This is a genomic window from Azospirillum soli (assembly GCF_017876165.1).
Lineage (GTDB): Bacteria > Pseudomonadota > Alphaproteobacteria > Azospirillales > Azospirillaceae > Azospirillum > Azospirillum soli.
Genome location: NZ_JAGINQ010000001.1, coordinates 143,015 through 165,394 on the forward strand (window position 1 = coordinate 143,015; position 22,380 = coordinate 165,394).

A 22,380-nucleotide genomic window follows, 5' to 3' on the forward strand; every position below is an offset into this window, starting at 1 on the left:
GTTTGGCCGATTGCCGGCTTTACCTCGTGACGCCGCCGGCTCTTGAGCCGGCGGCGTTCGCGCCGAAACTGGCGGAAGCGCTGGATGCGGGCGACGTCGCCTGCGTGCAGCTCCGCCTGAAGGACTGTTCGGACGACGACATCCGCCGGGCCTGCGACGTTCTGCGTCCCATCGCCCAGGACCGCGAGGTCGCCTTCATCCTGAACGATCACCCGCTGCTGGCCCGCGAGGCGGGCTGCGACGGCGTGCATGTCGGGCAAACCGACACCCCCTACGAACAGGCCCGCAAGATCGTCGGCAAGGACGCCATCGTCGGCGTGACCTGCCACGACAGCCGCCACCTCGCCATGGAAGCGGGCGAGGCCGGGGCCGACTACGTGGCCTTCGGGGCCTTCTTCCCGACCACGACCAAGACGGCGGACCACAAGGCGGAACCCGAACTGCTCCAATGGTGGTCGGAGCTGATGGAGGTTCCCTGCGTCGCCATCGGCGGCATCACCGCCGACAACTGCGCGCCGCTGGTCAAGGCCGGCGCGGATTTTCTCGCCGTCGTGAACGCCGTGTGGGGCCACCCGGACGGTCCGGGCGCCGGCGTGAAGGCGCTCAACGCCGCCATCGAAGCGGCCTCTGCTGGGTAAAATGGACCTTTTTTCCGTTGAGATGCTGGCCGCCCTGCTCGGGGTGGGAATGCTGGCCGGGTTCGTCGATGCCATTGCCGGCGGCGGCGGGTTGCTGACCGTCCCCGCCCTGCTGTGGGCCGGGCTTTCCCCAGCGGAGGCGCTGGCCACCAACAAGCTGCAATCGAGCTTCGGGTCCTTCTCCGCCGCGCTGAAGTTCACGCGCGGCGGCGAGGTGAAGCCGCGCGACATGGCCGCGATGATCGCCTGCACCTTCGTCGGTTCGGCGTTCGGCGCGGTGATCGTGCAGATGCTCGATCCCGGCTTCATGCGCAACGTCATCCCGGTGCTGCTGGTCGGCATCGCCGTCTATCTGATGGTGTCGCCCAAGGCCGGCGATCTCGATGCGCGCCAGCGCATCGGGGAACGCGCCTTCGCCCTGCTCGCCGGCACCGGCATCGGCTTCTACGACGGCTTTTTCGGGCCGGGCACGGGGACCTTCTTCGCGATCTCCTTCGTGTCGCTGCTGGGCTACAACCTGCGCAAGGCGACCGCCCACACCAAGGTGCTGAACTTCACCAGCAACATCGCCGCGCTGCTGTTCTTCCTGCTGGGCGGGCACATCGTCTGGGCGGTCGGGCTGGTGATGGGGGTCGGCCAGTATCTCGGCGCGCAGCTTGGCGCGCACATGGTCATCCGCAACGGCGCCGCCATCGTGCGGCCGATGCTGGTGGTCGCCTCGCTCGCCATCACCGCGAAGCTGGTGTGGACCGACGAGCACGGCATCGTCCGCAACGCCATCGCCGCCGTCACGGGCTGGTTCGCCTAAACAACCATGTGCAGCGCGGCGGCGACGTAGGCGCAATAGCCCGCCGCGAACAACCCGACCCGCGTGGGCGTGAGGAGGCTGATGCGCGCCTCCCCCGCCACGACCTTGCTGTTCATCGCCATGTAGCCGACCAGCACCATGCCGAGAAAGCCGAGGTTCAGCGCGTAGAGCGCCACGTCCCCCACCGCCGCTCCGACGATGCACAGCGGCAGCATCGCCAGCGTCAGCGAGTAGATGCCGTCCGCCACCGCCGCCGACACTGCGGAGGTCGCCCGCCCCGCCCGCGACAGGCGCCACGCGCTGAAGCTCTCCGGCAGGGCGCAGAGCAGCCCCGTGATGAACAGCCCGCCGACGAGGTCGGAGATCCCCAGCGCCTCGTTCACCCGGCGCGAGGCCAGCACCGCCACCAGCGCCCCCGCCGCAATGGCGAGGAACCCTGGCAAGGCCGCCAGCACCTTGCGGCCGGGCGCGTCGCACTCGACCCGCTCCCCCGGCGCCTTCAGCGCGCGGACCAGATAGGCGCCGCAGGCCAGCGCCAGGATCAGCCCGTCCACCGGCTGCAAGCCCTGCCAGCCCGGCGGCAGCGTCAAGGCGGCGAGCAGCAGCACGACCAGCAGATAGGGCAGCACCTGCAGCCACACCGCCTGCTCCTTCACCTGCGGCATGGGCTTGGGCGGCGGAACGGAGGCCGGGTCCTCGCGCCGTTCCTCCAGGAGCTTCGACCGGTGCCACCGAGTCGACAGATAGGCGATGACGAAGACCAACGGCAACGCCGGCACGTTCGAGCCCAGCGCGGTGCCAAGGCCGATGTCGGGCCAGCCCAGGGCCACGCTGGCGATGTTGACGGAAATCTCCGGGCTGGCGGTGGCAAGCCCGATCAGCGCCCCTCCGCCGGTCTCCGCCACGCCCCAATGCTTGCGCAAGTCGCCGAGCAAGGCGCAGACCCGCTGCGATCCCCACTGCATCGCCCCGATTCCCGCCAGGATCAGTCCGAACCAGAGCGCCAAAGCCGCCATTCCATGCATGACGCCAGCAACAGGGACGGCCGGGCAAGATCGCGGCGGCGCGCAAGTTCCTTTCACGTCGCCAGCAGCTTTGCTGCGCATGCCATCGGCGCGAGGAGTTCCCCTTGGAAACAACCGATCGGGGATGGCATACAATATTTGTGTACCTCATCTGAGGCAGGCTCGCTCAGACTCACCCACAATTGCTTTACGTAAACGTCAATCTGTGTATCAATGCGTCAATAACAACGTCAGGGAGAAACGCATGCCCACCAAGACCCCGAAGGCTGCAAGCCTGAAAGCGTACCTTCTGGCCGCCGCCGCCGTGGTCGCCGTGTCGGCCCCGCTGCCGACGATGGCCGCCGGCTATCTGTTGAAGGAGCAGAGCGCGTCGGGCCAAGGCACCTCGTTCGCGGGCGTGACCGCCAACGCCGCCGGCGACGCCAGCGCCATGTTCTTCAACCCCGCCGCCATGGGCGCGCTGAAGAGCAACGAGGCCGTCGGCGTGCTGAGCGGCATCTTCCCGACCTCGGAGGGCAGCAACGCCCGCGCCACCCGCGCCACGCGGCTGGGCGGCGGCCCCATCACCGGCAACACGAACCCCGGCGACATCGGCATGGACGCGCCGATTCCGGCGGGCTATGCGGTCTTCGCGGTGTCGCCGGACGTGCGGGTCGGCCTTGCCATCACCGCGCCCTGGGGGTTGGCCACCGATTATCCGGAGAACTGGGTCGGGCGCTATCACGGCATCCATTCCAGCCTGCGGACCATTAACATCAACCCGACGGTCTCCTATGAGATCATGCCGCAGCTGACCCTGGGCGCCGGCCTTCAGTTCCAGTACGCGAAGGCGCGGCTGAGCCAGGGCATCGATTTCGGTTCCATCCTCGCCGCCCAGGGTGCCGCGGTCCGTCCGGGGTCGATCGACGGCGTCGGCGAGGTGAAGGGCGACGACTGGGGCTTCGGCTTCACCGCCGGCATGCTGTACGAGCCGGTGAAGGGAACCCGCTTCGGCGTGTCCTACCGCTCCTCCGTCTCGCACGAGCTGGACGGCGATGGAAAGTTCGAGGGCGTACCGGCCGTACCGGCCCTGCGCGCCAGCTTCGCCGCCACCACCGCGAAGGCGAAGGTGACGACCCCGGACATCATCTCCTTCGGCGCCTACCACGAGCTGAACAGCCAGTGGGCGGTGATGGCGGACGCGCAATGGACCAACTGGTCGCGCTTCAAGGAGTTGCGCATCCGCTACGGCAACCCGCTGCGCGCCGATTCGCTGACCGAGGAGCACTGGGACGATTCCTGGTTCTTCGCGCTCGGCGCCGCCTACAAGTGGAATGAGAAGCTGACGCTGCGCGCCGGCGTCGCCTACGACCAGACCCCGGTCACCGACCAGCACCGCACCCCGCGCATCCCGGACGAGGACCGCTACTGGGTGTCGCTGGGCTTCGGCTACCAGCTCACCGACAGCATTCGGACCGATGTCGGCTACACCCACATCTTCGCCGACAAGGCCAAGGTGGACCTGCGCGACAACCTGACCGGCGCGGACGCCTTCCGCGGCAATCTCCAGGCCGACTACAAGGCGCACGTGGACATCATCGCGGTTCAGACCAAGATCACGTTCTAAGCACATCGGCGACACGGGTGGGCGCTTGCCCGCCCGTGCGCGCATGCTAGGCTTCCTCCCAATCAACAGCATCAGGGAGAGAGGAGCCGAGCATGGCCGACACCTTCACCGCCTTCGTCATCGAAGACGCGGACGGCAAGCCCAAGGGCGGATTGAAGCCGCTGACCCTTGCCGACCTTCCCGACCACGACGTGCTGGTCGAGGTCGCCTACTCCACCCTGAACTACAAGGACGGGCTCGCCGTCACCGGCAAGGGCAAGATCGCCCGCAAGCTGCCGATGGTCGGCGGCATCGACCTCGCTGGCACGGTCGCCGAATCGCGCTCGCCGGACTGGAAGCCGGGCGACAAGGTGATCGTCAACGGCTGGGGCCTGTCGGAAACGCAGTGGGGCGGCTACACCCGCTTCCAGCGCGTCAAGCCGGAATGGCTGACCCGCCTGCCCGACGTCTTCTCGCTGGAAGAGGCCATGGCCATCGGCACCGCCGGCTACACGGCGGCGCTGTGCGTGGACGCGCTGGAGGACTGGGGCGTGATCCAGCCCGCCAGCCAGCCCGGCGCCAAGGAGGTGCTGGTCACCGGCGCGGCCGGCGGCGTCGGTTCGGTGGCGGTCGCGCTGCTCGCCAAGGCCGGCTACCCGGTCACCGCCTCGACCGGCCGCCCGGAAACGCATGAGTATCTGGCGGGCCTGGGCGCCACCAGCTTCATCGACCGCGCCGCCCTGCTGGAAAAGGGTCCGCCCCTGCAGAAGGAGCGCTGGGCGGGTGCGGTGGATTCGGTCGGTGGCATCACGCTGGTCAACGTTCTGTCGCAGACCGTCTGGGGCGGCGCCGTGGCCGCCTGCGGTCTGGCCGGCGGTGCCGACTTGCCGGGCACCGTGCTGCCGCACATCCTGCGCAGCGTGACGCTGATCGGCGTCGATTCGGTCGCCGCGCCGTCCGACCGGCGCGACCGCGCCTGGAAGCGGCTCGCCCGTCATCTCGACAAGGCGCATCTGAAGGCGATGTACGAGGTGCAGCCGATGTCCAAGCTGCCGGAACTGGGCGCGAAGATCCTCGCCGGACAGGTGCGCGGGCGCGTGGTGATCGACGTGGCGAAGTAAGGCTCACATTCCCTCTCCCCTCTGGGGAGAGGGTCAGGGTGAGGGGGAAACGCCAAGATCGCGAACATATGTCCGGCCTCGCGGCCGCCCCCTCATCCCAACCCTTCTCCTCAGGGGGGAGAAGGGCTTTGGTCGTTCATCCCGCCACCGGCAGCCACAGCACGTCCTCGATGCTCTCCGCGCCGCTGCACAGCATGACCAGCCGGTCAAAGCCCATGGCGATGCCGCTGCTTTCCGGCATGCCGTGTTCCAGCGCCGCGAGGAAATCCTCGTCCACCGGGAAGCGCTCGCCATAGAGGCGCTGCTTCAGGTCCATGTCGGCCTCGAAGCGGGCGCGCTGGGCCGCCGGATCAGTCAGCTCGCCGAAGGCGTTCGCCAGTTCCAGCCCGCAGGCGTACAGCTCGAACCGTTCGGCGACGCGCGGATCTTCGGGCTTCGGGCGGGACAGCGCGGCCATGCACACCGGATAGTCGGTCAGCACGCAGGGAACGCCGGCCCCCAAATGCGGTTCGATGCGGTCGAACATCACGCGGAAGACGATGTCCTCCCACCGGTCGCCGTCGTGCGGGTGGATTCCGGCCCGCTGCGCCACCGCAGCCAGCGGCGCCGGGTCCGGGTCATGCGTGCCGTCGAAGGTCGCCAGCAGGTCGATGCCGGCATACTCTAGAAAGGCGTCCTGCACGGTCAGGACGCGCCAGGGCTGGAACGGGTCGCAGTCCATGCCGCGAAACACGAACCGCTGCCGCCCCGCCGCCTCGGCCGACGCGCGCACCAACTCCTCGCAATCCGCGATCAGCGCGCGGTAACCCTCCCCCGCCCGATACCATTCGAGCATGGAGAATTCCGGGGAATGCGTCCCCGACCGCTCGCCGTTCCGGAAGACGTGCGCCAGCTGATAGAGGCGCGGTACGCCGGCCACCAGCAGCTTCTTCATGGCGAATTCGGGGCTGGTGTGCAGGTACAGCCGGCGGCGGTCGTCCGGGTGTGGCCCCTGCAAATCCGTCGCGAAGGCCTGGAGGTGCGGTTCCATGCCCGGCGACACCTGAAGGGCCGGCGTGTCCACCTCGACGAAGGCGCGCTCCTCGAAGAAGCGGCGCATGGCCCCCAGCACGCGGCCCCGCACGGCCAGATGCGGGCGGCGGCGGGCGAAAATCTCGGGCTTCCAGGGGGGCGGGACGGTGCTCATGGTGGTTCCTTACCAGACGACGGCAGGCCGGGAAAACCGACAATCCGTGGTGCCGGACACCGGCTTTCGCCGGTTTATCGGGAGTAATGCCGCGCAAAGATGGCGGATCGGGTGGAAATAGTACCCGCCCAGCGTTGCCTAAGGCCGGGCAAGCTGCTAGGTTCCGCGCCGCCTGTCTCCTGGAAATCACGAGTACGCCATGAAGGTCAACGCCAACACGATGCGAGCCGGCCATGTGCTGGAGCATAACGGAAAGCTCTGGGTCATCACGAAGACCGCCATTGTCCAGCCCGGCAAGGGTGGCGCCTTCATCCAGTTGGAAATGAAGGATGTGCGCACCGGCACGAAGTCGATCGAGCGCTTCCGCACCCAGGAGACGGTCGAGCGCGCCCGCCTGGACGAGCACGAGATGACCTTCCTCTTCGCCGAGGGTGACGCGTTCACCTTCATGGACAAGGAAAGCTTCGAGCAGGTCACCATCCCGCGCGACATCGTCGGCGAGCAGGCCGTGTTCCTCCAGGACGGCATGGAAGTCACCGTGCAGAGCTTCGAAGGCGCTCCGCTGGGCGTCGAGATCCCGGGCAAGGTGACCCTGCGGATCGAAGAGGCCGACCCGGTCGTGAAGGGTCAGACCGCCTCCTCGTCCTACAAGCCGGCCAAGCTGGAGAACGGCGTGTCGATCCTGGTGCCGCCGCACATCGAGGCGGGCACCCGCGTCGTGGTCGACACCCAGACCGGCGAGTACGTCGAGCGCGCCAAGGACTAAGCATCCCTGGTTTTTGCACACCGGCTCTCGCATCCCGCGGGGGCCGGTGTATTCTTTTTCCGGTTCCGCCCTCAAAGAAGCACGAGTTAGAGAAGCACGCCATGGCCACCCGTTCCGCCCTCATCAACGTCATGGTCCGCGCCGCCGAGAAGGCGGCCCGTGGTCTCGTCCGCGACTTCGGCGAGGTCGAACACCTCCAGGTCTCCCGCAAGGGCCCGGCGGACTTCGTCTCCGCCGCCGACATGAAGGCGGAAAAGCTGCTGCGCGAGGAGCTGCAGAAGGCCCGCCCCGACTTCGGCTTCCTGATGGAGGAAACCGGCGCCAGCAAGGGCCGCGATCCCAGCACCCGCTGGATCGTCGATCCGCTGGACGGCACCACCAACTTCCTGCACGGCCTGCCGCACTGGGCCATCTCCATCGCGGTGGAGAAGAACGACGAGATCGTCGCCGGCGTGGTGTACGAGCCGGTGCACGACCAGATGTTCTGGGCGGAAAAGGGCCAGGGCGCCTTCCTGAACCACCAGCGCCTGCGCGTGTCGGAGCGGCGCCAGCTGGGCGACGCGGTGATCGCCACCGGCATGCCGTTCAAGGGGCGCGGCGACCACGCCGGCTTCCTGGTCGAGGCCGAGGCCATCATGAAGGAGGTCGCGGGCATCCGCCGCTTCGGCGCCGCCTCGCTCGACCTCGCCTTCGTGGCGGCGGGCCGCTTCGACGGCTTCTGGGAGCGTGGCCTCAGCCCGTGGGACGTGGCGGCCGGCCAGCTGCTGGTCACCGAGGCCGGCGGCTTCGTGGGTGAGATCGGCGGCGGCCGCAACCCGGTGTTCGGCGGTTCGGTCCTGGCGGCCAACGCCCACCTGCACCTGCCGATCGCCAAGATCCTGCGCAGCGTCGCCGAAAAGAAGGCCGGCCCGGCACCCAGCACCGCCGGGGCCTAAGCCGAAAAGCCTTAATGTCCAAAGGGGTATGACGGCCGCGCTTTGGTGGAGAGACCCGCCGCGCGGCCCGATGGGCGTTGTCGCTAAGCCAATCGAAGGGCTATGGTATCGACGCTTTTCCGTGTAATTGGGATCTCTGCGCTGGTCACCAGGAGGATTGTCGGACGCATGAGCCGTTCTCCGAATGCGCCCAAGGGGCGGACGGCAGTGTTGCGCGTCCTGCAAGCCGCCGCATCCGCGACGGCGATCATCGCCGCCGGAACGATGCCGGCCGGCGCACAGGTCAACATCACCGTGTCCAAGGCGGACAGCGCTCCGGCGGACACCCGCAAGCTGACGCTGGAGACAGCGAAGCCCCTGCCCGTCCCGCCGCGCCCGGACATCCGCACGCCGGCCCCGGTGAAGGCCGCGCCGCGCTTCGTGACGCCGAAGGTTCTGGAAGCCCCGCCGCCGCCCGACATCGTGGTCGGCGCAACGCCGGCTCCGCCCCCGCCGGTCGTCGGCGCGCCGCCCGCGCAGACCGCGACGAAGTCCGAACCCGCGCCGGCCGCTGCCACGCCCGCTCCGGCGCCGAAAACCGAGGCCGCAGCGACCGAGACCGCCGCCCTGCCCCCGCCGGCAGCGCCGTCCGCCGCTCAGCCGGCGGCGCCGAAGTCCGCGCCGCTCAGCGTCGTGTTCGACGCCTCGGTCTCCAGCCTGCCGGATGCGGCGGAGTCCACGCTGGCCGAGGTTGCCGAGCGGATGCGCGCCAACGAACTGCTGCGGCTGCAACTGCGCTCCTACGCCAGCGGCACGCCGGAGACCGCGCGCGAGGCGCGGCAGCTGTCGCTGGCCCGCGCGCTGGCGATGCGCGAGCGGCTGACCGCCTTCGGCATCCGCAGCACCCGCATCGACGTGCGGGCGCTGGGGCTGGAATCCGGCGGCGGTCCGGCCGACCGGATCGACATCGACTATCTCAACGAGTGAGTCTGACCGACTGAGCTCCGCCGACTGAGCCTGCCCGCCCTCTGACGTTTCCCTGGAAGAGTGAGCTTATGGCCGCCATCGCCCCGTACCGAACGCTGGAGGAACCTTCCCCGATGATGCGCCCGGAGCGCTTCCTGACACGGATGATCCTGTTTCTGGTGGTCGTGGGGGGCGTGGCCGCTCTGCTGTTCCCGGCGTTGCGCGCCGCCTTCATGAACAACCCGGCGCTGAACGGGCTGATCCTGGGCACGTTGCTGGCCGGCATCCTCTTCATCTTCCGCCAAGTCCTGATGCTGCGCCCCGAAGTGGCGTGGCTGGAGCATTTCCAGACCGGCGGCGCCCCCGCCACCGGGCCGGAGCCGGTTCTGCTCGCCCCCATGGCGCGCATGCTGGGCGAGCGGCGCGGGCGGCTGACCCTGTCGGCGCTGTCCATGCGCTCCCTGCTCGACGGCATCGCCTCCCGCCTGGACGAATCGCGGGAGCTGTCGCGCTACCTGATCGGCCTGCTGATCTTCCTCGGCCTGCTCGGCACCTTCTGGGGCCTGCTGCACACGGTGCAGTCGGTCGGGTCGGTCATCGGCGGGCTGTCGGTGCAGGGCGGCGATGTCGGGTCCATGTTCAACAACCTCCAGCAAGGGCTGGAAGCGCCGCTGACCGGCATGGGCACGGCCTTCAGCTCCTCCCTGTTCGGCCTGGCCGGCTCCCTCGTCCTGGGTTTCCTGGAGCTTCAGGCGAGCCAGGCGCACAACCGCTTTTTCCAGGACGTGGAGGACTGGCTGTCCGGCGCCACGCGCCTGTCCAGCGGGGCCGGCGGCGGGTTCGAGACCGGCGACCAAGCGGTGCCCGCTTATCTGCAAGCCCTGCTGGAGCAGACGGCGGAGAACCTCGACTCGCTCCAGCGCACCGTCGCCACCGCCGAGGAGGGCCGGCGCGCCGCCAACGCGAACCTGCTGGCGCTGACTGAACGGATCAGCACGCTGACCGACCAGATGCGCGCCGAACAGCAGCTTCTTCTGCGCCTCGGCGAAAGCCAACTGGAGATGAAGAACCTGCTGGACCGCCTGTCGGAGGCGGCCATCAGCGGCTTCGACGACGCCTCGCGCCAGCATCTGAGGAATATGGACATCTACCTCGCCCGCATGGTCGAGGAGTCGTCCAGCGGCCGTGTTCAGGCCGTGCAGGACATACGCAGCGAGATCAAGCTGCTCGCCCGCACCATCGCCGCCCTGGCGGAGGCTGAGGACGCGCAACAGCGCTGACGCGAAAAAGGATAACCGGCCATGCCCAGCATCAGCCGCCGCAACGGCCACCGGGAGGCCAGCGCATGGCCCGGTTGGGTGGACGCGCTGTCGTCCCTCGTGATGGTCGTCATCTTCCTGCTGATGGTCTTCATCGTCGCCCAATTCTATATGGCGACCGCCCTGACCGGCCGGGACGAACAGCTGCTCAGCCTGAACCGCAAGGTGGCGGAGTTGAACGACCTGCTGGCGCTGGAGCACGACGCCAACGCCGACCTGCGCATCAACGCCGCCCAACTCTCCGCCGAGCTTCAGGGCTCCGTCGCCGCGCGCGACGACATGACCACGCGCATGACCGCGCTGCAAGGCGACCTCGACCGCGCCGCCCGCGCGGCGGAGGAGCTTCAGCGCACCATCCGTGTTGACCGCGAGACGCTGGAGGTGAAGCTCCGCGAGGTCGCCAGCCTGCAAGCCGACTTGAAGGCCCTGCGCGAGGCCCGGCAAAAGCTGGAGGGCGAGCTAGCGCAAGCCGCCGCAACCCTGCAACTGACCGAAGAACAGCGCCAAGCCCTGCTGACCGAGTTGGGCGGGGAGCGCGACCGGTCCAAGGCTCTGGAAGCGCGCCTCGCCACCGCCGACGAGAAGACGATGCTCGCCCAGAAGGAGGTTGAGCAGCGCGACATCCGCATCAACGAATTGGTGGCGTCCCTTTCCGGCGAACAGGATGCATCGGCGCAAGCGAACCGGCAGGTGGACCTGCTGAACCAGCAGATCGCCGCGCTGCGCGACCAGCTCGCCAAGATCGGCGCCATACTGGAGGCGTCGGAGAAGAAGTCGGAGGAGCAGAAGGTCCAGATCGCCGAGCTGGGCTCCCGCCTCAACCAGGCGTTGGCCGCCAAGGTGCAGGATCTCGCCCGCTACCGGTCGGAGTTCTTCGGCCGCGTCCGCGAGGCGCTGGGCAACCGGCCAGACGTGCGCATCGTCGGCGACCGTTTTGTCTTCCAATCGGAACTGCTGTTCCCCTCAGGCTCCGCGACGCTGGAAGAGGGCGGCAAGATGCGTCTGGCCGCGCTGGCCCACACGCTCATGGAGATCGGCAAGCAGATCCCGCCGGACGTGAATTGGGTTCTGCGCGTGGACGGCCACACCGACATCCGCCCGGTGCGCTTGCAGTTCGCGTCCAACTGGGAGCTGTCGTCGGCCCGCGCCATCTCGGTCGTCAAGTTCCTGATCGACCAGGGCATCCCGCCGGAACGTCTGGCAGCGGCCGGCTTCGGCGAGTATCAGCCGCTCGATCCGGGGACGAACGACGAGGCGCTGGCGCGGAACCGGCGCATCGAGGTGAAGCTGGATCAGCGGTAGAGTATTGCCCCCACCCTAACCCTCACCCGCTTCGCAGGGGAGGGAACTCCGCCGCGAAGCCTTCAAGGCCCTCCCCTGCAAAGCGGGGGAGGGAGGGGACCCATGCGACAGCATGGGAAGGGTGGGGGCAATTCGCCCCCTACTCTGCCGCGACCGCCTCTTCCCGCTCCGGCGTCCAGCGCAGGATCGGCTTGCGGGCGGCGGCCGTCTCGTCCAGGCGACGGCGCGGGGTCAGGTGTGGCGCGGCCTGGAAGTACTCCACATCACCACTCTTGGCCCGCTCGGCGAGCGCGCGCAGCGCCGTGATGAACTGGTCGAGGCCGGCCTTCGACTCCGTCTCGGTCGGCTCGATCAGCAGGGCGCCGTGCACCACCAGCGGGAAGTACATGGTCATCGGGTGGAAGCCCTCGTCGATCAACGCCTTGGCGATGTCGAGCGTGGTCACGCCAGTGCCCTTCAGGAAACGGTCGTCGAACAAGCACTCGTGCATGCACGGGCCATCGAAGGACGGGGTCATCACGTCCTGGAGGCTCGCCAGCAGGTAGTTGGCGTTCAGCACCGCGTCGCTCGCCACCTGCCACAGACCGTCGGCGCCGTGGCTCATCATGTAGGACAGCGCGCGGACGAACATGCCCATCTGACCGTGGAACGCCTTCATGCGGCCGAAGGCCGGGCCTTCGCCGGCATGCTCGACCAGACGGAAGCGGCCATCGGCCTCCTGCACCACATACGGCACCGGCACGTAGGGCGCCAGCGACTCCGCGAAGACCACCGGGCCGGAACCCGGACCGCCACCGCCGTGTGGGGTGGAGAAGGTCTTGTGCAGGTTGATGTGCATCACGTCGATGCCGAGGTCCGCCGGGCGCACCCGGCCGACGATGGCGTTGAAGTTGGCCCCGTCGCAGTAGAAGTAAGCGCCGGCCGCGTGCACGGCCTCGGCGATGGTGATGATGTCCCGCTCGAACAAGCCGCAGGTGTTCGGGTTGGTCAGCATCAGGCCGGCCACGTCGGGGCCGAGCTTCGCCTTCAGCGCCTCCAGATCGACGCGGCCGTCCTCGGTCCCCGGGATCGCCTCGACCGTGTAGCCGCAGGCGGCGGCGGTCGCCGGGTTGGTGCCGTGGGCGCTTTCCGGGACCAGGATCTTCGTCCGGCCCGTCTCGCCCTTGGCGTCGTGGGCGGCGCGGATCGCCATGATGCCGCACATCTCGCCGTGCGCGCCGGCCGCCGGGGCCAGCGTCACCGCCGCCATGCCGGTCAGCGTGGCGAGCCAGCGGCCCAGCTCCGCCATCAGCTCCAGGGCACCCTGGACGGTGCTCTCGGGCTGCAGCGGGTGCACGTCGGAGAAGCCCGGCAGCCGCGCCATCTTCTCGTTCAGGCGCGGGTTGTGCTTCATCGTGCAGGAGCCCAGCGGGTACAGCCCGCTGTCGATGGCGTAGTTCTTCTGCGACAGGCGCGTGTAGTGGCGGACCACCTGCGGCTCGGCAAGGCCCGGCAGGCCGACGCGGGCGCGCGGCTTCACGGTGCCGAGGCGCATCGCCATGGCCGGCACCTCCGGCAGGTCCACGCCGCAGCGGCCGGGGCTGTCCTGTTCGAAGATCAGCGGCTCTTCGATCTGAAGGCCGCGGTTGCCGGTGACGGTGTCCGGAACGGCGCTGTTGCTGCTGCGGATGTCGGCCCCGGAAATATTGGTCGGGCGACCCTGGGAATTCATGCTCATGACAGGACCTCGGAAAGCGCCGTGGCGAAGGCGTCCATGTCGGCTTCGGTGTTGGTCTCGGTGGCGGCCACCAGCAGCAGGTCGTCCAGCTCGCCCGGATAGAGGCGCGACGCCGGAACACCGCCAAGGATGCGGCGCTCGGCCAGGGCCTCGACCACTTCGGCGGCGGGCCTGGGCAGCTTCACCGTGAATTCGTTGAAGAAGGTGTCGTTGAGGATCTCGACACCCTTCACCCCCGACAGCCGGTCGGCCAGCTGACCCGCCTTGGCGTGGTTCAGGCGGGCGAGCTGCGTGAAGCCCTCCTCGCCCAGCAGGCTCAGGTGGATCGAGAAGGCCAGCGCGCACAGGCCGGCGTTGGTGCAGATGTTCGAGGTCGCCTTCTCGCGGCGGATGTGCTGCTCGCGCGTGGACAGCGTCAGCACGAAACCGCGCCGGCCGTCGGCGTCCACCGTCTGGCCGCACAGGCGGCCGGGCATCTGGCGGACATACTTGTCCTTCACCGCGAACAGGCCGACATACGGCCCGCCGAAGTTCAGCGCGTTGCCGAGCGACTGGCCCTCGGCCGCCACGATGTCGGCGCCCATCTCACCCGGCGGGGTCAGCAGGCCCAGCGACATCGCCTCCGTCACCACGACGATCAGCAGCGCCCCCTTGGCCTGGCACATCTGCGCCAGGGCGGTGTAGTCGCGCACATGCCCGAACACGTCCGGGTTCTGCACGACGACGCAGGAGGTGTCGGCGTCCACCAGCGCCATCAGATCCTCGCCGCCCTTCGGGGCCGGCGGCAGCGCGACCGCCTCGAACCCGATGAAGCGGGCGTCGGTCGTGGTGGTGTCGCGGTAATGCGGGTGCAGGCCGCCGGACAGGATGGCCTTCTTCCGGCGGGTCACGCGGTTCGCCATCATCACGGCTTCCGCGCAGGCCGTGGCGCCGTCGTACATGGAGGCGTTCGCCACGTCCATGCCGGTCAGCAGGGCGACCTGGGTCTGGAATTCGAACAGGACCTGAAGCGTGCCCTGGCTCACCTCCGGCTGGTAGGGGGTGTAGGCGGTCAGGAATTCGCCGCGCTGGACCAGATGGTCCACCGTCGCCGGGACGTGGTGACGGTAGGAGCCGGCGCCGAGGAAGCTCGGCACGCTGCCGGCCGGCAGGTTCCGGCCCGCCATGGCCGACAGGGCGCGCTCGACCTCCAGCTCGCCCATGTGGTTGGTCAGCCCCTGGATCGGGCCGGGAAGGCGGGCCGCCTTGGGCACGTCGCGGAACAGATCGTCCACCGACGACACGCGGATGGCCGCCAGCATGGACCGCCGGTCGGCCTCGGTCAGGGGCAGGTAACGCATGTTACGCCAGTCCTTCCACATAGGCCTTGTAGGCGGCCTCGTCCATCAGGGCGTCCAGCTCGGCCGGGTTGGCCAGGCGCAGCTTGAAGAACCAGCCCTCGGTCTCCGCGCCGCTGTTCACGCGGGCCGGCTCGTTCTCCAGATCGTGGTTGACCTCGACCACCTCGCCGGAGACGGGGGCGAAGACCTCGCTCGCCGCCTTCACGGACTCGACCACGGCGGCCTCCTTGCCCTGCTCGACCTTGCGGCCGAGGTCCGGCAGCTCGACGAAGACCACGTCGCCCAGCTGCTGCTGCGCGTGGTCGGTGACGCCGATGGTCGCCACGTCGCCCTCGACGCGGACCCACTCGTGATCCTTGGTGTACTTGACGGTCATGGTTCGGATTCCCCTGTTCGACTGGTTTGGTGTGGTCAACCGCGGTAATAGCGTTGCGGCACGAAGGGCATGGCGGCGACCTTCGCGGCCAGCGGCTTGCCGCGGACCATCAGCTGCACCGGCGTGCCGACCTCGGCGTGGGCGCGGTCCACATAGCCCATGGCGACCGGCGCGTTGGCGGTGGGGCCGAAGCCGCCGCTCGTCACCTCGCCGATCTTGGTGCCGCTGGTGTCGCAGATGTCCGTGTGCTCGCGGGCCGGCTGGCGGCCTTCCGGCTGGATGCCGACGCGGCGGCGCGATGCGCCTTCGGCCAGCTGAGTCTTGATGATGCCGTGGCCGGGGAAGCCTCCCTCCTCGCGGCGGCGCTTGGGCAGCGCCCATTCGAGCGCGGCTTCGACCGGCGTGGTCGTCTCGTCGATGTCGTGGCCGTAGAGGCAGAGCCCCGCCTCAAGCCGCAGCGAGTCGCGGGCACCCAGGCCGATGGCCTCGACCTCCGGTTCGGCCAGCAGGGCGCGGGCGATGGGCTCCGCGTCGGACTTGTCGCAGGAGATCTCGTAGCCGTCCTCGCCCGTGTAGCCGGAGCGGGTCAGCACCACCGGGATGCCGTTGATGGTGGCCGGCAGGTAGCTCATGAACTTCATGCTCGCCGCCTCGGGCGCGAAGCGCGCCAGCACACCGGCCGCCGCCGGGCCTTGCAGGGCCAGCAGCGCGAGGTCGTCGAGAAGCTCCACCTCCGCCTTGCCCTTCAGCCGCTCGCGCATGTGGGCGACATCGCGCTCCTTGCGGGCGGCGTTGACGACCAGGAACAGGTGATCGCCGGCGTTGGTGACCATCAGGTCGTCCAGGATGCCGCCCTGCTCGTTCAGGAACAGGGTGTAGCGCATGCGCCCGCGTGCCAGCCCCTTGATGTCGCCGGGGACGAGCGTTTCCAGCGCGGCGGCCGGGTCGTCGCCGGTCAGGCGCACCTGTCCCATGTGCGACACGTCGAACAGGCCGGCCTTCTCGCGGGTGTGCTGGTGCTCCTTCAGGATGCCCAGCGGGTACTGCACCGGCATGTCGTAGCCGGCGAAAGGCACCATGCGGGCCTTCAGTTCCAGATGCAGGCCGTGAAGGGGAGTCGTCTTGATGTTTTCTGCGTTGCTCTGGGGCGCCTCGGTCACGCGGGTCCTCCGACATAGGGCTCAACCCCGCGCCATGATTGGCGCGAGTGTCGCCCCCTCTGTCTTGGACCTGAGAGATTCACCGGCCGGGTACAACCCCGAGAACCGGCTTACTCCTTCGGTGAGACCCGGCCAAGCCTGGCCGGAACTGCTTTCCAGAGTCGCCTTATCCCCTTGCGGTCCTTTTGCCTGAGAGTTTCCGGGGGCGGTTGCTCCTTCGGCGCCACCATCCGGCATCCAATGGATTGGAAACCGGACGGCGATCTCTCCCGCGAGGGATCATCGGCATGTACCACCCACCCTAACGACACGCCCGAGAATGTCAATCGGGCCTTCCGGGCAACCGGCGAGTCGCAACAAAAAAGGCGCCCGCATGACGCGGGCGCCCTCGCCTCCGGAGCCGCTCGACCTATCGAGAGATCACTGCCCCATCTGCGCGCGGTTGAACGCCAGCTGGTCCGGAGTCAGCTGAAAGCCGACGAAGATGTTCCAGTCCTTGGCGTTCGTTTCCTTGGGCAGCGGGATCTTCGGCGACAACTCTTCCCGGCTGCCGGCGCGTGGCTTGCCCGGTTCGAAGGTGACGGTGGTCTCGAACTCCGTCTTGGCGCTCGGCGCCTGCTCACCCGGCTTGGCGATGGCGACGAAATAGCGGTACGTCGCCTGATTGCCCTGAAGCGCCGGGCCGCGCTCCGCCACCAAGTAAAGGTTCACGTTCACGGTGACGCCGTCGCTGGCGTATTCGCAGTTACCGCTGAAGTCGGCCAGCGCCGCGCGCGACTGCACGTCGGTCAGGTCGCGCCCGCCGCCCGTGCGGAACTGCGTCACCTCGGCCAGATCGCGGACGATGGCGACCTTCGGACAGGACAGCGCCGCAGTGGGCTGTGCGGGCGCACCGTTGATGCCCATGCCGGAGCAACCGGTCAGGGCCAGCACGCCCAGAGTCAACAGCGCGGGCGCCAGCGGGCTTTTCCGGACGGGGGTTCCTATATTACGGTCGCGGCGGCGGTCCATCGGTCTGGCCTACTGGTTGGATTGGTTCTCTGCGCCGCGACTTTAGAGAAGCGGTCGGGCCGGCACAAGGCCGCGCGGTCGCATCGTTACCCCTTTCGGCACACCCTATCCAGGCATCGGAAACGCCCGCATGACGAAGACGCCCCTCACCATCCTCCTTGCGGCTCCCCGTGGGTTCTGCGCCGGCGTGGACCGCGCCATCCAGATCGTCGAGGTGGCGTTGGAGCGCTTCGGCCCGCCCGTCTACGTCCGCCACGAGATCGTGCACAACCGCTTCGTCGTGCAGAGCCTGGAGGCCAAGGGCGCGGTCTTCGTGGATGAGCTGACCGAGGTGCCGGACGGCGCGCCGGTTATCTTCTCCGCCCACGGCGTACCGAAGTCGGTGCCGGCGGCGGCCGAAAGGCGGGGCCTGTTCTATCTGGACGCCACCTGCCCGCTGGTCAGCAAGGTCCACCGCGAGGCCGAGCGCCACTTCAACGAGGGGCGGCAGATCGTCCTGATCGGCCACGCCGGCCATCCGGAGGTGATCGGCACCATGGGCCAGCTGCCCGAGGGCGCCGTCGTGCTGGTGGAGACCGTCGCCGACGTGGCGACGGTGCAGGTCGCCGATCCGGACAACCTCGCCTACGCCACCCAGACCACCCTGTCGGTGGACGAGACGGCCGGCATCGTCGCCGCGCTCCAGGCGCGCTTCCCGGCCATTGCCGGGCCGAAGAAGGAGGACATCTGCTACGCCACCACCAACCGCCAGCAGGCGGTGAAGGCTATCGCGCCCAAGGTGGAAGCCCTGCTGGTGCTGGGCGCCCCGAACTCCTCCAACTCCAAACGGCTGGTCGAGGTGGCGAAGACCCACGGCTGCACGCGGGCGCAACTGGTTCAGCGGGCGACGGACATCGACTGGGCGGCGCTGGAGGGTGTCGGCACGCTGGGCATCACCGCCGGCGCCTCGGCGCCCGAGGTGCTGGTGGAGGAGGTCATCGCGGCCGCCCGCGCCCGCTTCGACGTGACGGTGGAGGAGCTGCGCACCGCCTTCGAGGACATCACCTTCAAGCTGCCAAAGGCCCTGCTGGACGGCGAGGCGCCGCTCCGCGCCAAGGAAGAGGCGTGACCGCGCGCCATCCCCCTAACCATCCTATTGACCATCCCATCATTGACCGGCGCCCCGAATCCCGGTAAGGCGCTGGTCTTATGGCCGTCTACACCGAAGTCTCCGACGAAGACCTGAACGCCTTCATCGCCCAGTACGATCTGGGCGGCGTGCTGTCCTGCAAGGGCATCGCGGAGGGGGTGGAGAATTCCAACTTCCTGCTGGTGACGGAAAGCGGCCCGTACATCCTCACGCTCTACGAAAAGCGCACCCGGCGCGAGGATCTGCCCTTTTTCCTGGGCCTGATGGAGCATCTGGCGGACAAGGGCATCGCCTGCCCGCTGCCGGTGCAGGGCACGGATGGGCAGGCCCTGCGCGAGCTGTGCGGGCGGCCGGCGGTGATCGTCACCTTCCTGGCCGGCATGTGGCCGCGCCGGATCACGCCGCATCACTGCGCCGAACTGGGCGCCGCGCTGGCCCGTTTGCATCTGGCCGTCGCCGACTTCCGCATGGAGCGGCCGAACGCGCTATCGCTGGCCGGCTGGAAGGAGCTGTTCGAGAAGTGCGCGCCGCGCGCCGACGAGGTCGCCCGCGACCTGCGCGCCACGCTGGAGGCGGAGCTGTCCGCCCTTGAGGCGCACTGGCCGAAGGCTCTGCCCGCCGGGGTCATCCACGCCGACCTGTTCCCCGACAACGTGTTCTTCCGCGGGAACGAGCTGTCGGGCCTGATCGACTTCTACTTCGCCTGCAACGACTTCCTGGTCTACGACGTCGCCATCTGCCTGAACGCGTGGTGCTTCGAGATCGACGGGTCGTTCAACGCCACCAAGGCGCGGATGCTGCTGACCGGCTACCAGAAGGTCCGCCCCCTCTCCCGCGAGGAGTTGGAGGCCCTGCCCTGGCTGTGCCGGGGCAGCGCCTTGCGGTTCCTGCTGACCCGCCTCTACGACTGGCTGAACCATCCGCCGGGCGCCTTCGTGAAGCCGAAGGACCCGCTGGAGTATCTGCGCAAGCTGCGCTTCCACCAGACCGTCAAGGGCTTGGGCGATTACGCGCTCGACGACGGCGGCACCTACGAAGTTTAAGGCTCATGACCACTGAGACGCCCGCTCTGAAGGCCGTGGACATCTTCACGGACGGGGCGTGCAGCGGCAACCCCGGCCCCGGCGGCTGGGGCGCTATCCTGCGCTACGGCACCGTGGAAAAGGAGCTGTATGGGGGCGAACCAGCCACCACCAACAACCGCATGGAGCTGATGGCCGCCATCCAGGCGCTGGAGGCCCTGAAGAAGCCGGTCAAGGTGCGCCTCTACACCGACAGCGAGTATGTGAAGAACGGCATCACCAAGTGGATTTACGGCTGGAAGGCCAAGGGCTGGAAGACCGCCGACAACAAGCCGGTGAAGAACGAGGATCTGTGGAAGCGCCTCGACGCCGCCAAGCAGCAGCACGACATCGAGTTCCATTGGGTGCGCGGCCACGCCGGCCATCCGGAGAACGAACGCGCCGACGCGCTGGCCCGCCAGGGCGTCGAGGAGGTCCGAAAGGCGGCGCGCGGCGCATAACCGCCCTTCCGTAAGGGTGCCTTGCCGCAAAGGTCAGGTCCCCGCTAACCTCCCCGCAAGAACGACCCAAAAAAGCACGATAAGGATCGTTGGGGAGGAAGAGACCATGTACCCGCATCTGCGGAATGAAGCCCGCTGGGTCCTGCCGGAAGTTCTGGCGTTCCAGGCCGCCACACGCGGCGACAAACCCTTCGTCACCATGGTGGACGGCGAGGCGCTGACCTACGCCGAGGCCGAACGGCAGTCCGCCCTCGTCGCGGGATTCCTCACGGATCTCGGCGTGAAGCCCGGCGATACGGTTGCCGTCATGCTGCCGAACGGGCTGGATTTCGTGCGGCTCTGGCTGGGCCTCGGCCGGATCGGCGCCATCCTGGTGGCGCTCAACACCGACCTGAAGGGCGGCTTTCTCGAACACCAATTGGAGAACGCCGGGGCGGCTCTGGCCATCGTCGCGCCGCACCTCGTCGAACGCGTCACCGAAATCGCTCCCCGCCTGACCGCGCTGCGCACGCTGGTCGTCCCCGGCGCGGAGGCAGCCTTGCCCCACGTCGCTTTCGACGGCTGGCGGGCGGCCACGCCCTACACCGGCCCGATGCCGCGCGCCTGCGATGACGCCTGCATCATGTACACCTCCGGCACCACGGGGCCGTCGAAGGGCGTGCTGATGCCGCACGCACACGGCTTCCTGTTCGCGCTCGGCTCCATCGACAACTACGCCCTGACTCCGGAAGACCGCTTCTACATCTGCCTGCCGCTGTTCCACGCAAACGCGCTCTACATGCAACTGTTCGCCGCCATGGTGTCCGGCGGGTCGGCGGTGCTGCGCGAGCGGTTCAGCGCGTCCGCCTGGCTGGACGACATCCGCCGCCACCGCTGCACGGTCACCAACTCGCTGGGCGCCGTGACCGCCTTCGTCGCCGCGCAGCCGCCGCGCCCGGACGACCGCGACCACAGCCTGCGCCTCGTCGGCGCCGCGCCCAACCCGGCCGACACCGAGCAGGTGCTGCGCGAGCGCTTCGGCATCCGCGACGTCATCAGCCTCTACGGCATGACCGAGGTGAACATTCCCCTCTACGCCGAGATGGGCAAGGTCCGCCCCGGCACCTGCGGCCGCGTCTATGACCGCTATTTCGAGGTCGCGATCCACGATCCGGAAACCGGTATCGCCCTGCCGCCCGGTCAGGTGGGGGAAATCGTCGTGCGGCCGAAGGCAGCCTTCGGCTTCCTGTCCGGCTATCACCGCATGCCCGACAAGACGGTGGAGGCGTGGCGGAACCTGTGGTTCCACACCGGCGACGCCGCGACCATGGACCAGGACGGCTACGTTACCTTCATCGACCGCATCAAGGACTGCATCCGGAGGCGCGGCGAGAACGTCTCCTCCTACGAGGTCGAAACGGCACTGTCGCGCATCGACGGCGTGGCAGAGGTCGCGGCCTACGGCGTGCCCTCCGGCCTGCGCGACGCGGAGGACGACATCATGATCGCCATCGTCCCGGAACTTGGCGCGGCGCTCGATCCCGCCGACGTGGCGCGCTTTGCCGAGCGCGAGTTGCCCCGCTACGCCCAGCCGCGCTACATCGAAGTCCTCGACGCGCTGCCCAAAACCCCGACCGCGAAGGTGCAGAAGGCCAAGCTGCGCGAACGCGGCCCCGGCCCGAACAGCTGGGATCGCACGAAGGCCGGATGACGACCATGGATCTGGACGCCTATCTCGCCCGCATCGGCTGGACCGGTACCCATGCCCCCACGCTGGCGACGCTGAAGGCCCTGCACGAGGCCCACCCGGCGGCGATCCCGTTCGAGAGCCTGGATGTACTGCTCGGCCGCCCCGTCTCCCTCGCCATCGAGGACATCACGCGCAAGCTGGTGACCGAGCGGCGCGGCGGCTACTGCTTTGAGCGGAACACGCTGTTCCAGCATGTTCTGGAGGCCGTCGGCTTCACCGTGCGCCCGCTCGCCGCGCGCGTGCGCATGGGCCGCGTCGGCGTCCGCCCGCGCACGCACATGCTGTTGCTCACGGAGGTGGAGGGGCAGCCCTACCTGACCGACGTGGGCTGGGGCGGCCTCGGCCTTCTAGAGCCCTTGCCCCTGATCGCCGACCGGGAGTTCCGCTTTCCCATCGTGTCCTTCCGCCTCGCGCGGGAAGGCGACGGCGTGTGGGTGCTCCAGGGCAACCAGGACGACGGGTGGATCGACATGTACGCCTTCACGCTGGAGGCGCAGCATCCAGCGGACTTCGAGATGGCGAACTGGTTCACCTCGACGCACCGGGACTCGATCTTCCGCCACACGCTGACGGCGCAACGGGTGCGACGGCACGAGCGCGTCGTCCTGCGCAACCGCGACTTGACCATCAGTCGCCCGGATGGCCGCGAGCAGCGCACGATCGCGTCAGCGGACGAGACAACGTCCGTCCTGTCGGAAATGTTTGGGATCACTCTGCCGGAAGGCGCACGGCTTCCTGAGCCGTTGTTCGCCTGATGTTGGGTTTC

21 protein-coding genes and 1 riboswitch are annotated in these 22,380 nt (G+C 68.5%); of the genes, 14 read left to right on the forward strand and 7 right to left on the reverse strand.

Features of this window, described 5'->3' with window-relative positions; translation table 11 throughout:
* The first annotated feature begins 2 nt into the window (after window positions 1–2).
* Both thiE and J2852_RS00725 read left to right on the forward strand, forming a co-directional pair.
* Entirely contained in the window at window positions 3–638 is a 636-nt protein-coding gene (gene thiE, locus J2852_RS00720) for a thiamine phosphate synthase (protein ID WP_209869447.1), read from the forward strand.
* 1 nt (window position 639) lies between these two features.
* Window positions 640–1,446, forward strand: a complete 807-nt coding sequence (locus tag J2852_RS00725; RefSeq protein WP_209869449.1) for a TSUP family transporter — start codon at window positions 640–642, stop codon at window positions 1,444–1,446.
* On the opposite strand, the gene J2852_RS00730 is transcribed toward J2852_RS00725, so the two are convergent.
* On the reverse strand, window positions 1,443–2,453 hold the full coding sequence (locus J2852_RS00730) for a hypothetical protein (RefSeq protein ID WP_209869451.1): 1,011 nt from the start codon (window positions 2,451–2,453) through the stop codon (window positions 1,443–1,445). The genes J2852_RS00725 and J2852_RS00730 overlap by 4 nt on opposite strands.
* Before the next feature lie 262 nt (window positions 2,454–2,715).
* Here J2852_RS00730 and J2852_RS00735 point away from each other — a divergent pair, with 262 nt between their 5' ends.
* Both J2852_RS00735 and J2852_RS00740 read left to right on the forward strand, forming a co-directional pair.
* A complete protein-coding gene (locus J2852_RS00735) occupies window positions 2,716–4,077 on the forward strand; it encodes an OmpP1/FadL family transporter (protein WP_209869453.1) in 1,362 nt (453 codons plus the stop codon).
* A 92-nt stretch (window positions 4,078–4,169) separates the two neighbouring features.
* On the forward strand, window positions 4,170–5,177 hold the full coding sequence (locus tag J2852_RS00740) for an MDR family oxidoreductase (RefSeq protein WP_209869455.1): 1,008 nt from the start codon (window positions 4,170–4,172) through the stop codon (window positions 5,175–5,177).
* A 136-nt stretch (window positions 5,178–5,313) separates the two neighbouring features.
* Here J2852_RS00740 and epmA read toward each other — a convergent pair whose 3' ends face one another.
* On the reverse strand, window positions 5,314–6,363 hold the full coding sequence (epmA, locus tag J2852_RS00745) for an EF-P lysine aminoacylase EpmA (RefSeq protein WP_209869457.1): 1,050 nt from the start codon (window positions 6,361–6,363) through the stop codon (window positions 5,314–5,316).
* A gap of 199 nt (window positions 6,364–6,562) precedes the next feature.
* Between epmA and efp the strand changes: the two genes are divergently transcribed.
* The 5 genes from efp (at window position 6,563) to J2852_RS00770 (ending at window position 11,630) form a co-directional block, all read left to right on the forward strand.
* Window positions 6,563–7,129: an elongation factor P gene (efp, locus tag J2852_RS00750; protein WP_209869459.1), complete on the forward strand. Its 567-nt coding sequence runs from the start codon at window positions 6,563–6,565 to the stop codon at window positions 7,127–7,129.
* Between the two features lie 101 nt (window positions 7,130–7,230).
* Entirely contained in the window at window positions 7,231–8,064 is an 834-nt protein-coding gene (locus J2852_RS00755; protein ID WP_209869462.1) for an inositol monophosphatase family protein, read from the forward strand.
* A gap of 168 nt (window positions 8,065–8,232) precedes the next feature.
* A complete protein-coding gene (locus tag J2852_RS00760) occupies window positions 8,233–9,030 on the forward strand; it encodes an OmpA family protein (protein WP_246499228.1) in 798 nt (265 codons plus the stop codon).
* 68 nt (window positions 9,031–9,098) lie between these two features.
* Window positions 9,099–10,289 carry a flagellar motor protein MotA gene (locus J2852_RS00765; RefSeq protein WP_209869465.1) on the forward strand — a complete coding sequence of 397 codons (1,191 nt, stop codon included), beginning with the start codon at window positions 9,099–9,101 and terminating at the stop codon, window positions 10,287–10,289.
* A 21-nt stretch (window positions 10,290–10,310) separates the two neighbouring features.
* Window positions 10,311–11,630, forward strand: coding sequence for a peptidoglycan -binding protein (locus tag J2852_RS00770; protein ID WP_209869467.1), 1,320 nt, complete (start codon window positions 10,311–10,313; stop codon window positions 11,628–11,630).
* A gap of 139 nt (window positions 11,631–11,769) precedes the next feature.
* On the opposite strand, the gene gcvPB is transcribed toward J2852_RS00770, so the two are convergent.
* The 5 genes from gcvPB to J2852_RS00795 all read right to left on the reverse strand — a co-directional run bounded on the left by gcvPB (window position 11,770) and on the right by J2852_RS00795 (window position 17,234).
* On the reverse strand, window positions 11,770–13,347 hold the full coding sequence (gene gcvPB / locus J2852_RS00775; RefSeq protein WP_209869470.1) for an aminomethyl-transferring glycine dehydrogenase subunit GcvPB: 1,578 nt from the start codon (window positions 13,345–13,347) through the stop codon (window positions 11,770–11,772).
* Entirely contained in the window at window positions 13,344–14,687 is a 1,344-nt protein-coding gene (gene gcvPA / locus J2852_RS00780) for an aminomethyl-transferring glycine dehydrogenase subunit GcvPA (protein ID WP_209869474.1), read from the reverse strand. The genes gcvPB and gcvPA overlap by 4 nt, the downstream gene beginning before the upstream one ends.
* Window position 14,688: 1 nt before the next feature.
* On the reverse strand, window positions 14,689–15,063 hold the full coding sequence (gene gcvH, locus J2852_RS00785) for a glycine cleavage system protein GcvH (protein WP_209869476.1): 375 nt from the start codon (window positions 15,061–15,063) through the stop codon (window positions 14,689–14,691).
* 35 nt (window positions 15,064–15,098) lie between these two features.
* Window positions 15,099–16,223, reverse strand: a complete 1,125-nt coding sequence (gene gcvT, locus J2852_RS00790; RefSeq protein WP_209869479.1) for a glycine cleavage system aminomethyltransferase GcvT — start codon at window positions 16,221–16,223, stop codon at window positions 15,099–15,101.
* Window positions 16,224–16,390: 167 nt separating this feature from the next.
* Window positions 16,391–16,505: riboswitch (glycine riboswitch) on the reverse strand.
* A gap of 138 nt (window positions 16,506–16,643) precedes the next feature.
* The gene (locus tag J2852_RS00795; RefSeq protein WP_209869482.1) at window positions 16,644–17,234 is read right to left on the reverse strand and encodes a hypothetical protein; all 591 of its coding nucleotides are present in this window, start codon (window positions 17,232–17,234) and stop codon (window positions 16,644–16,646) included.
* 130 nt (window positions 17,235–17,364) lie between these two features.
* Between J2852_RS00795 and ispH the strand changes: the two genes are divergently transcribed.
* From ispH to J2852_RS00820, 5 genes are all read left to right on the forward strand, one after another.
* Entirely contained in the window at window positions 17,365–18,342 is a 978-nt protein-coding gene (gene ispH, locus J2852_RS00800) for a 4-hydroxy-3-methylbut-2-enyl diphosphate reductase (protein WP_209869487.1), read from the forward strand.
* An 80-nt stretch (window positions 18,343–18,422) separates the two neighbouring features.
* A complete protein-coding gene (locus tag J2852_RS00805) occupies window positions 18,423–19,406 on the forward strand; it encodes a homoserine kinase (RefSeq protein ID WP_209869489.1) in 984 nt (327 codons plus the stop codon).
* A 5-nt stretch (window positions 19,407–19,411) separates the two neighbouring features.
* The gene (rnhA, locus tag J2852_RS00810; RefSeq protein ID WP_209869490.1) at window positions 19,412–19,885 is read left to right on the forward strand and encodes a ribonuclease HI; all 474 of its coding nucleotides are present in this window, start codon (window positions 19,412–19,414) and stop codon (window positions 19,883–19,885) included.
* A gap of 106 nt (window positions 19,886–19,991) precedes the next feature.
* Entirely contained in the window at window positions 19,992–21,575 is a 1,584-nt protein-coding gene (locus J2852_RS00815; protein ID WP_209869492.1) for an AMP-binding protein, read from the forward strand.
* Window positions 21,572–22,369 (forward strand): arylamine N-acetyltransferase family protein, encoded by a 798-nt coding sequence (locus J2852_RS00820; RefSeq protein WP_209869495.1) that lies wholly within the window; start codon window positions 21,572–21,574, stop codon window positions 22,367–22,369. Before J2852_RS00815 ends, J2852_RS00820 begins: the two co-directional genes overlap by 4 nt.
* Window positions 22,370–22,380 lie beyond the last annotated feature (11 nt).

What these genes read in the sequence shown, in the direction of transcription:
- J2852_RS00765 (WP_209869465.1), top strand. Translation starts at nt 9,099, where the DNA reads ATGGCCGCCATCGCCCCGTACCGAACGCTGGAGGAACCTTCCCCGATG.
- efp (WP_209869459.1), top strand. Translation starts at nt 6,563, where the DNA reads ATGAAGGTCAACGCCAACACGATGCGAGCCGGCCATGTGCTGGAGCAT.
- J2852_RS00725 (WP_209869449.1), top strand. Translation starts at nt 640, where the DNA reads ATGGACCTTTTTTCCGTTGAGATGCTGGCCGCCCTGCTCGGGGTGGGA.
- J2852_RS00805 (WP_209869489.1), top strand. Translation starts at nt 18,423, where the DNA reads ATGGCCGTCTACACCGAAGTCTCCGACGAAGACCTGAACGCCTTCATC.
- gcvPA (WP_209869474.1), bottom strand. Translation starts at nt 14,687, where the DNA reads ATGCGTTACCTGCCCCTGACCGAGGCCGACCGGCGGTCCATGCTGGCG.
- J2852_RS00735 (WP_209869453.1), top strand. Translation starts at nt 2,716, where the DNA reads ATGCCCACCAAGACCCCGAAGGCTGCAAGCCTGAAAGCGTACCTTCTG.
- epmA (WP_209869457.1), bottom strand. Translation starts at nt 6,363, where the DNA reads ATGAGCACCGTCCCGCCCCCCTGGAAGCCCGAGATTTTCGCCCGCCGC.
- gcvPB (WP_209869470.1), bottom strand. Translation starts at nt 13,347, where the DNA reads ATGAGCATGAATTCCCAGGGTCGCCCGACCAATATTTCCGGGGCCGAC.
- J2852_RS00795 (WP_209869482.1), bottom strand. Translation starts at nt 17,234, where the DNA reads ATGGACCGCCGCCGCGACCGTAATATAGGAACCCCCGTCCGGAAAAGC.
- rnhA (WP_209869490.1), top strand. Translation starts at nt 19,412, where the DNA reads ATGACCACTGAGACGCCCGCTCTGAAGGCCGTGGACATCTTCACGGAC.
- gcvH (WP_209869476.1), bottom strand. Translation starts at nt 15,063, where the DNA reads ATGACCGTCAAGTACACCAAGGATCACGAGTGGGTCCGCGTCGAGGGC.
- J2852_RS00820 (WP_209869495.1), top strand. Translation starts at nt 21,572, where the DNA reads ATGACGACCATGGATCTGGACGCCTATCTCGCCCGCATCGGCTGGACC.
- J2852_RS00770 (WP_209869467.1), top strand. Translation starts at nt 10,311, where the DNA reads ATGCCCAGCATCAGCCGCCGCAACGGCCACCGGGAGGCCAGCGCATGG.
- J2852_RS00760 (WP_246499228.1), top strand. Translation starts at nt 8,233, where the DNA reads ATGAGCCGTTCTCCGAATGCGCCCAAGGGGCGGACGGCAGTGTTGCGC.
- ispH (WP_209869487.1), top strand. Translation starts at nt 17,365, where the DNA reads ATGACGAAGACGCCCCTCACCATCCTCCTTGCGGCTCCCCGTGGGTTC.
- J2852_RS00740 (WP_209869455.1), top strand. Translation starts at nt 4,170, where the DNA reads ATGGCCGACACCTTCACCGCCTTCGTCATCGAAGACGCGGACGGCAAG.
- J2852_RS00815 (WP_209869492.1), top strand. Translation starts at nt 19,992, where the DNA reads ATGTACCCGCATCTGCGGAATGAAGCCCGCTGGGTCCTGCCGGAAGTT.
- J2852_RS00755 (WP_209869462.1), top strand. Translation starts at nt 7,231, where the DNA reads ATGGCCACCCGTTCCGCCCTCATCAACGTCATGGTCCGCGCCGCCGAG.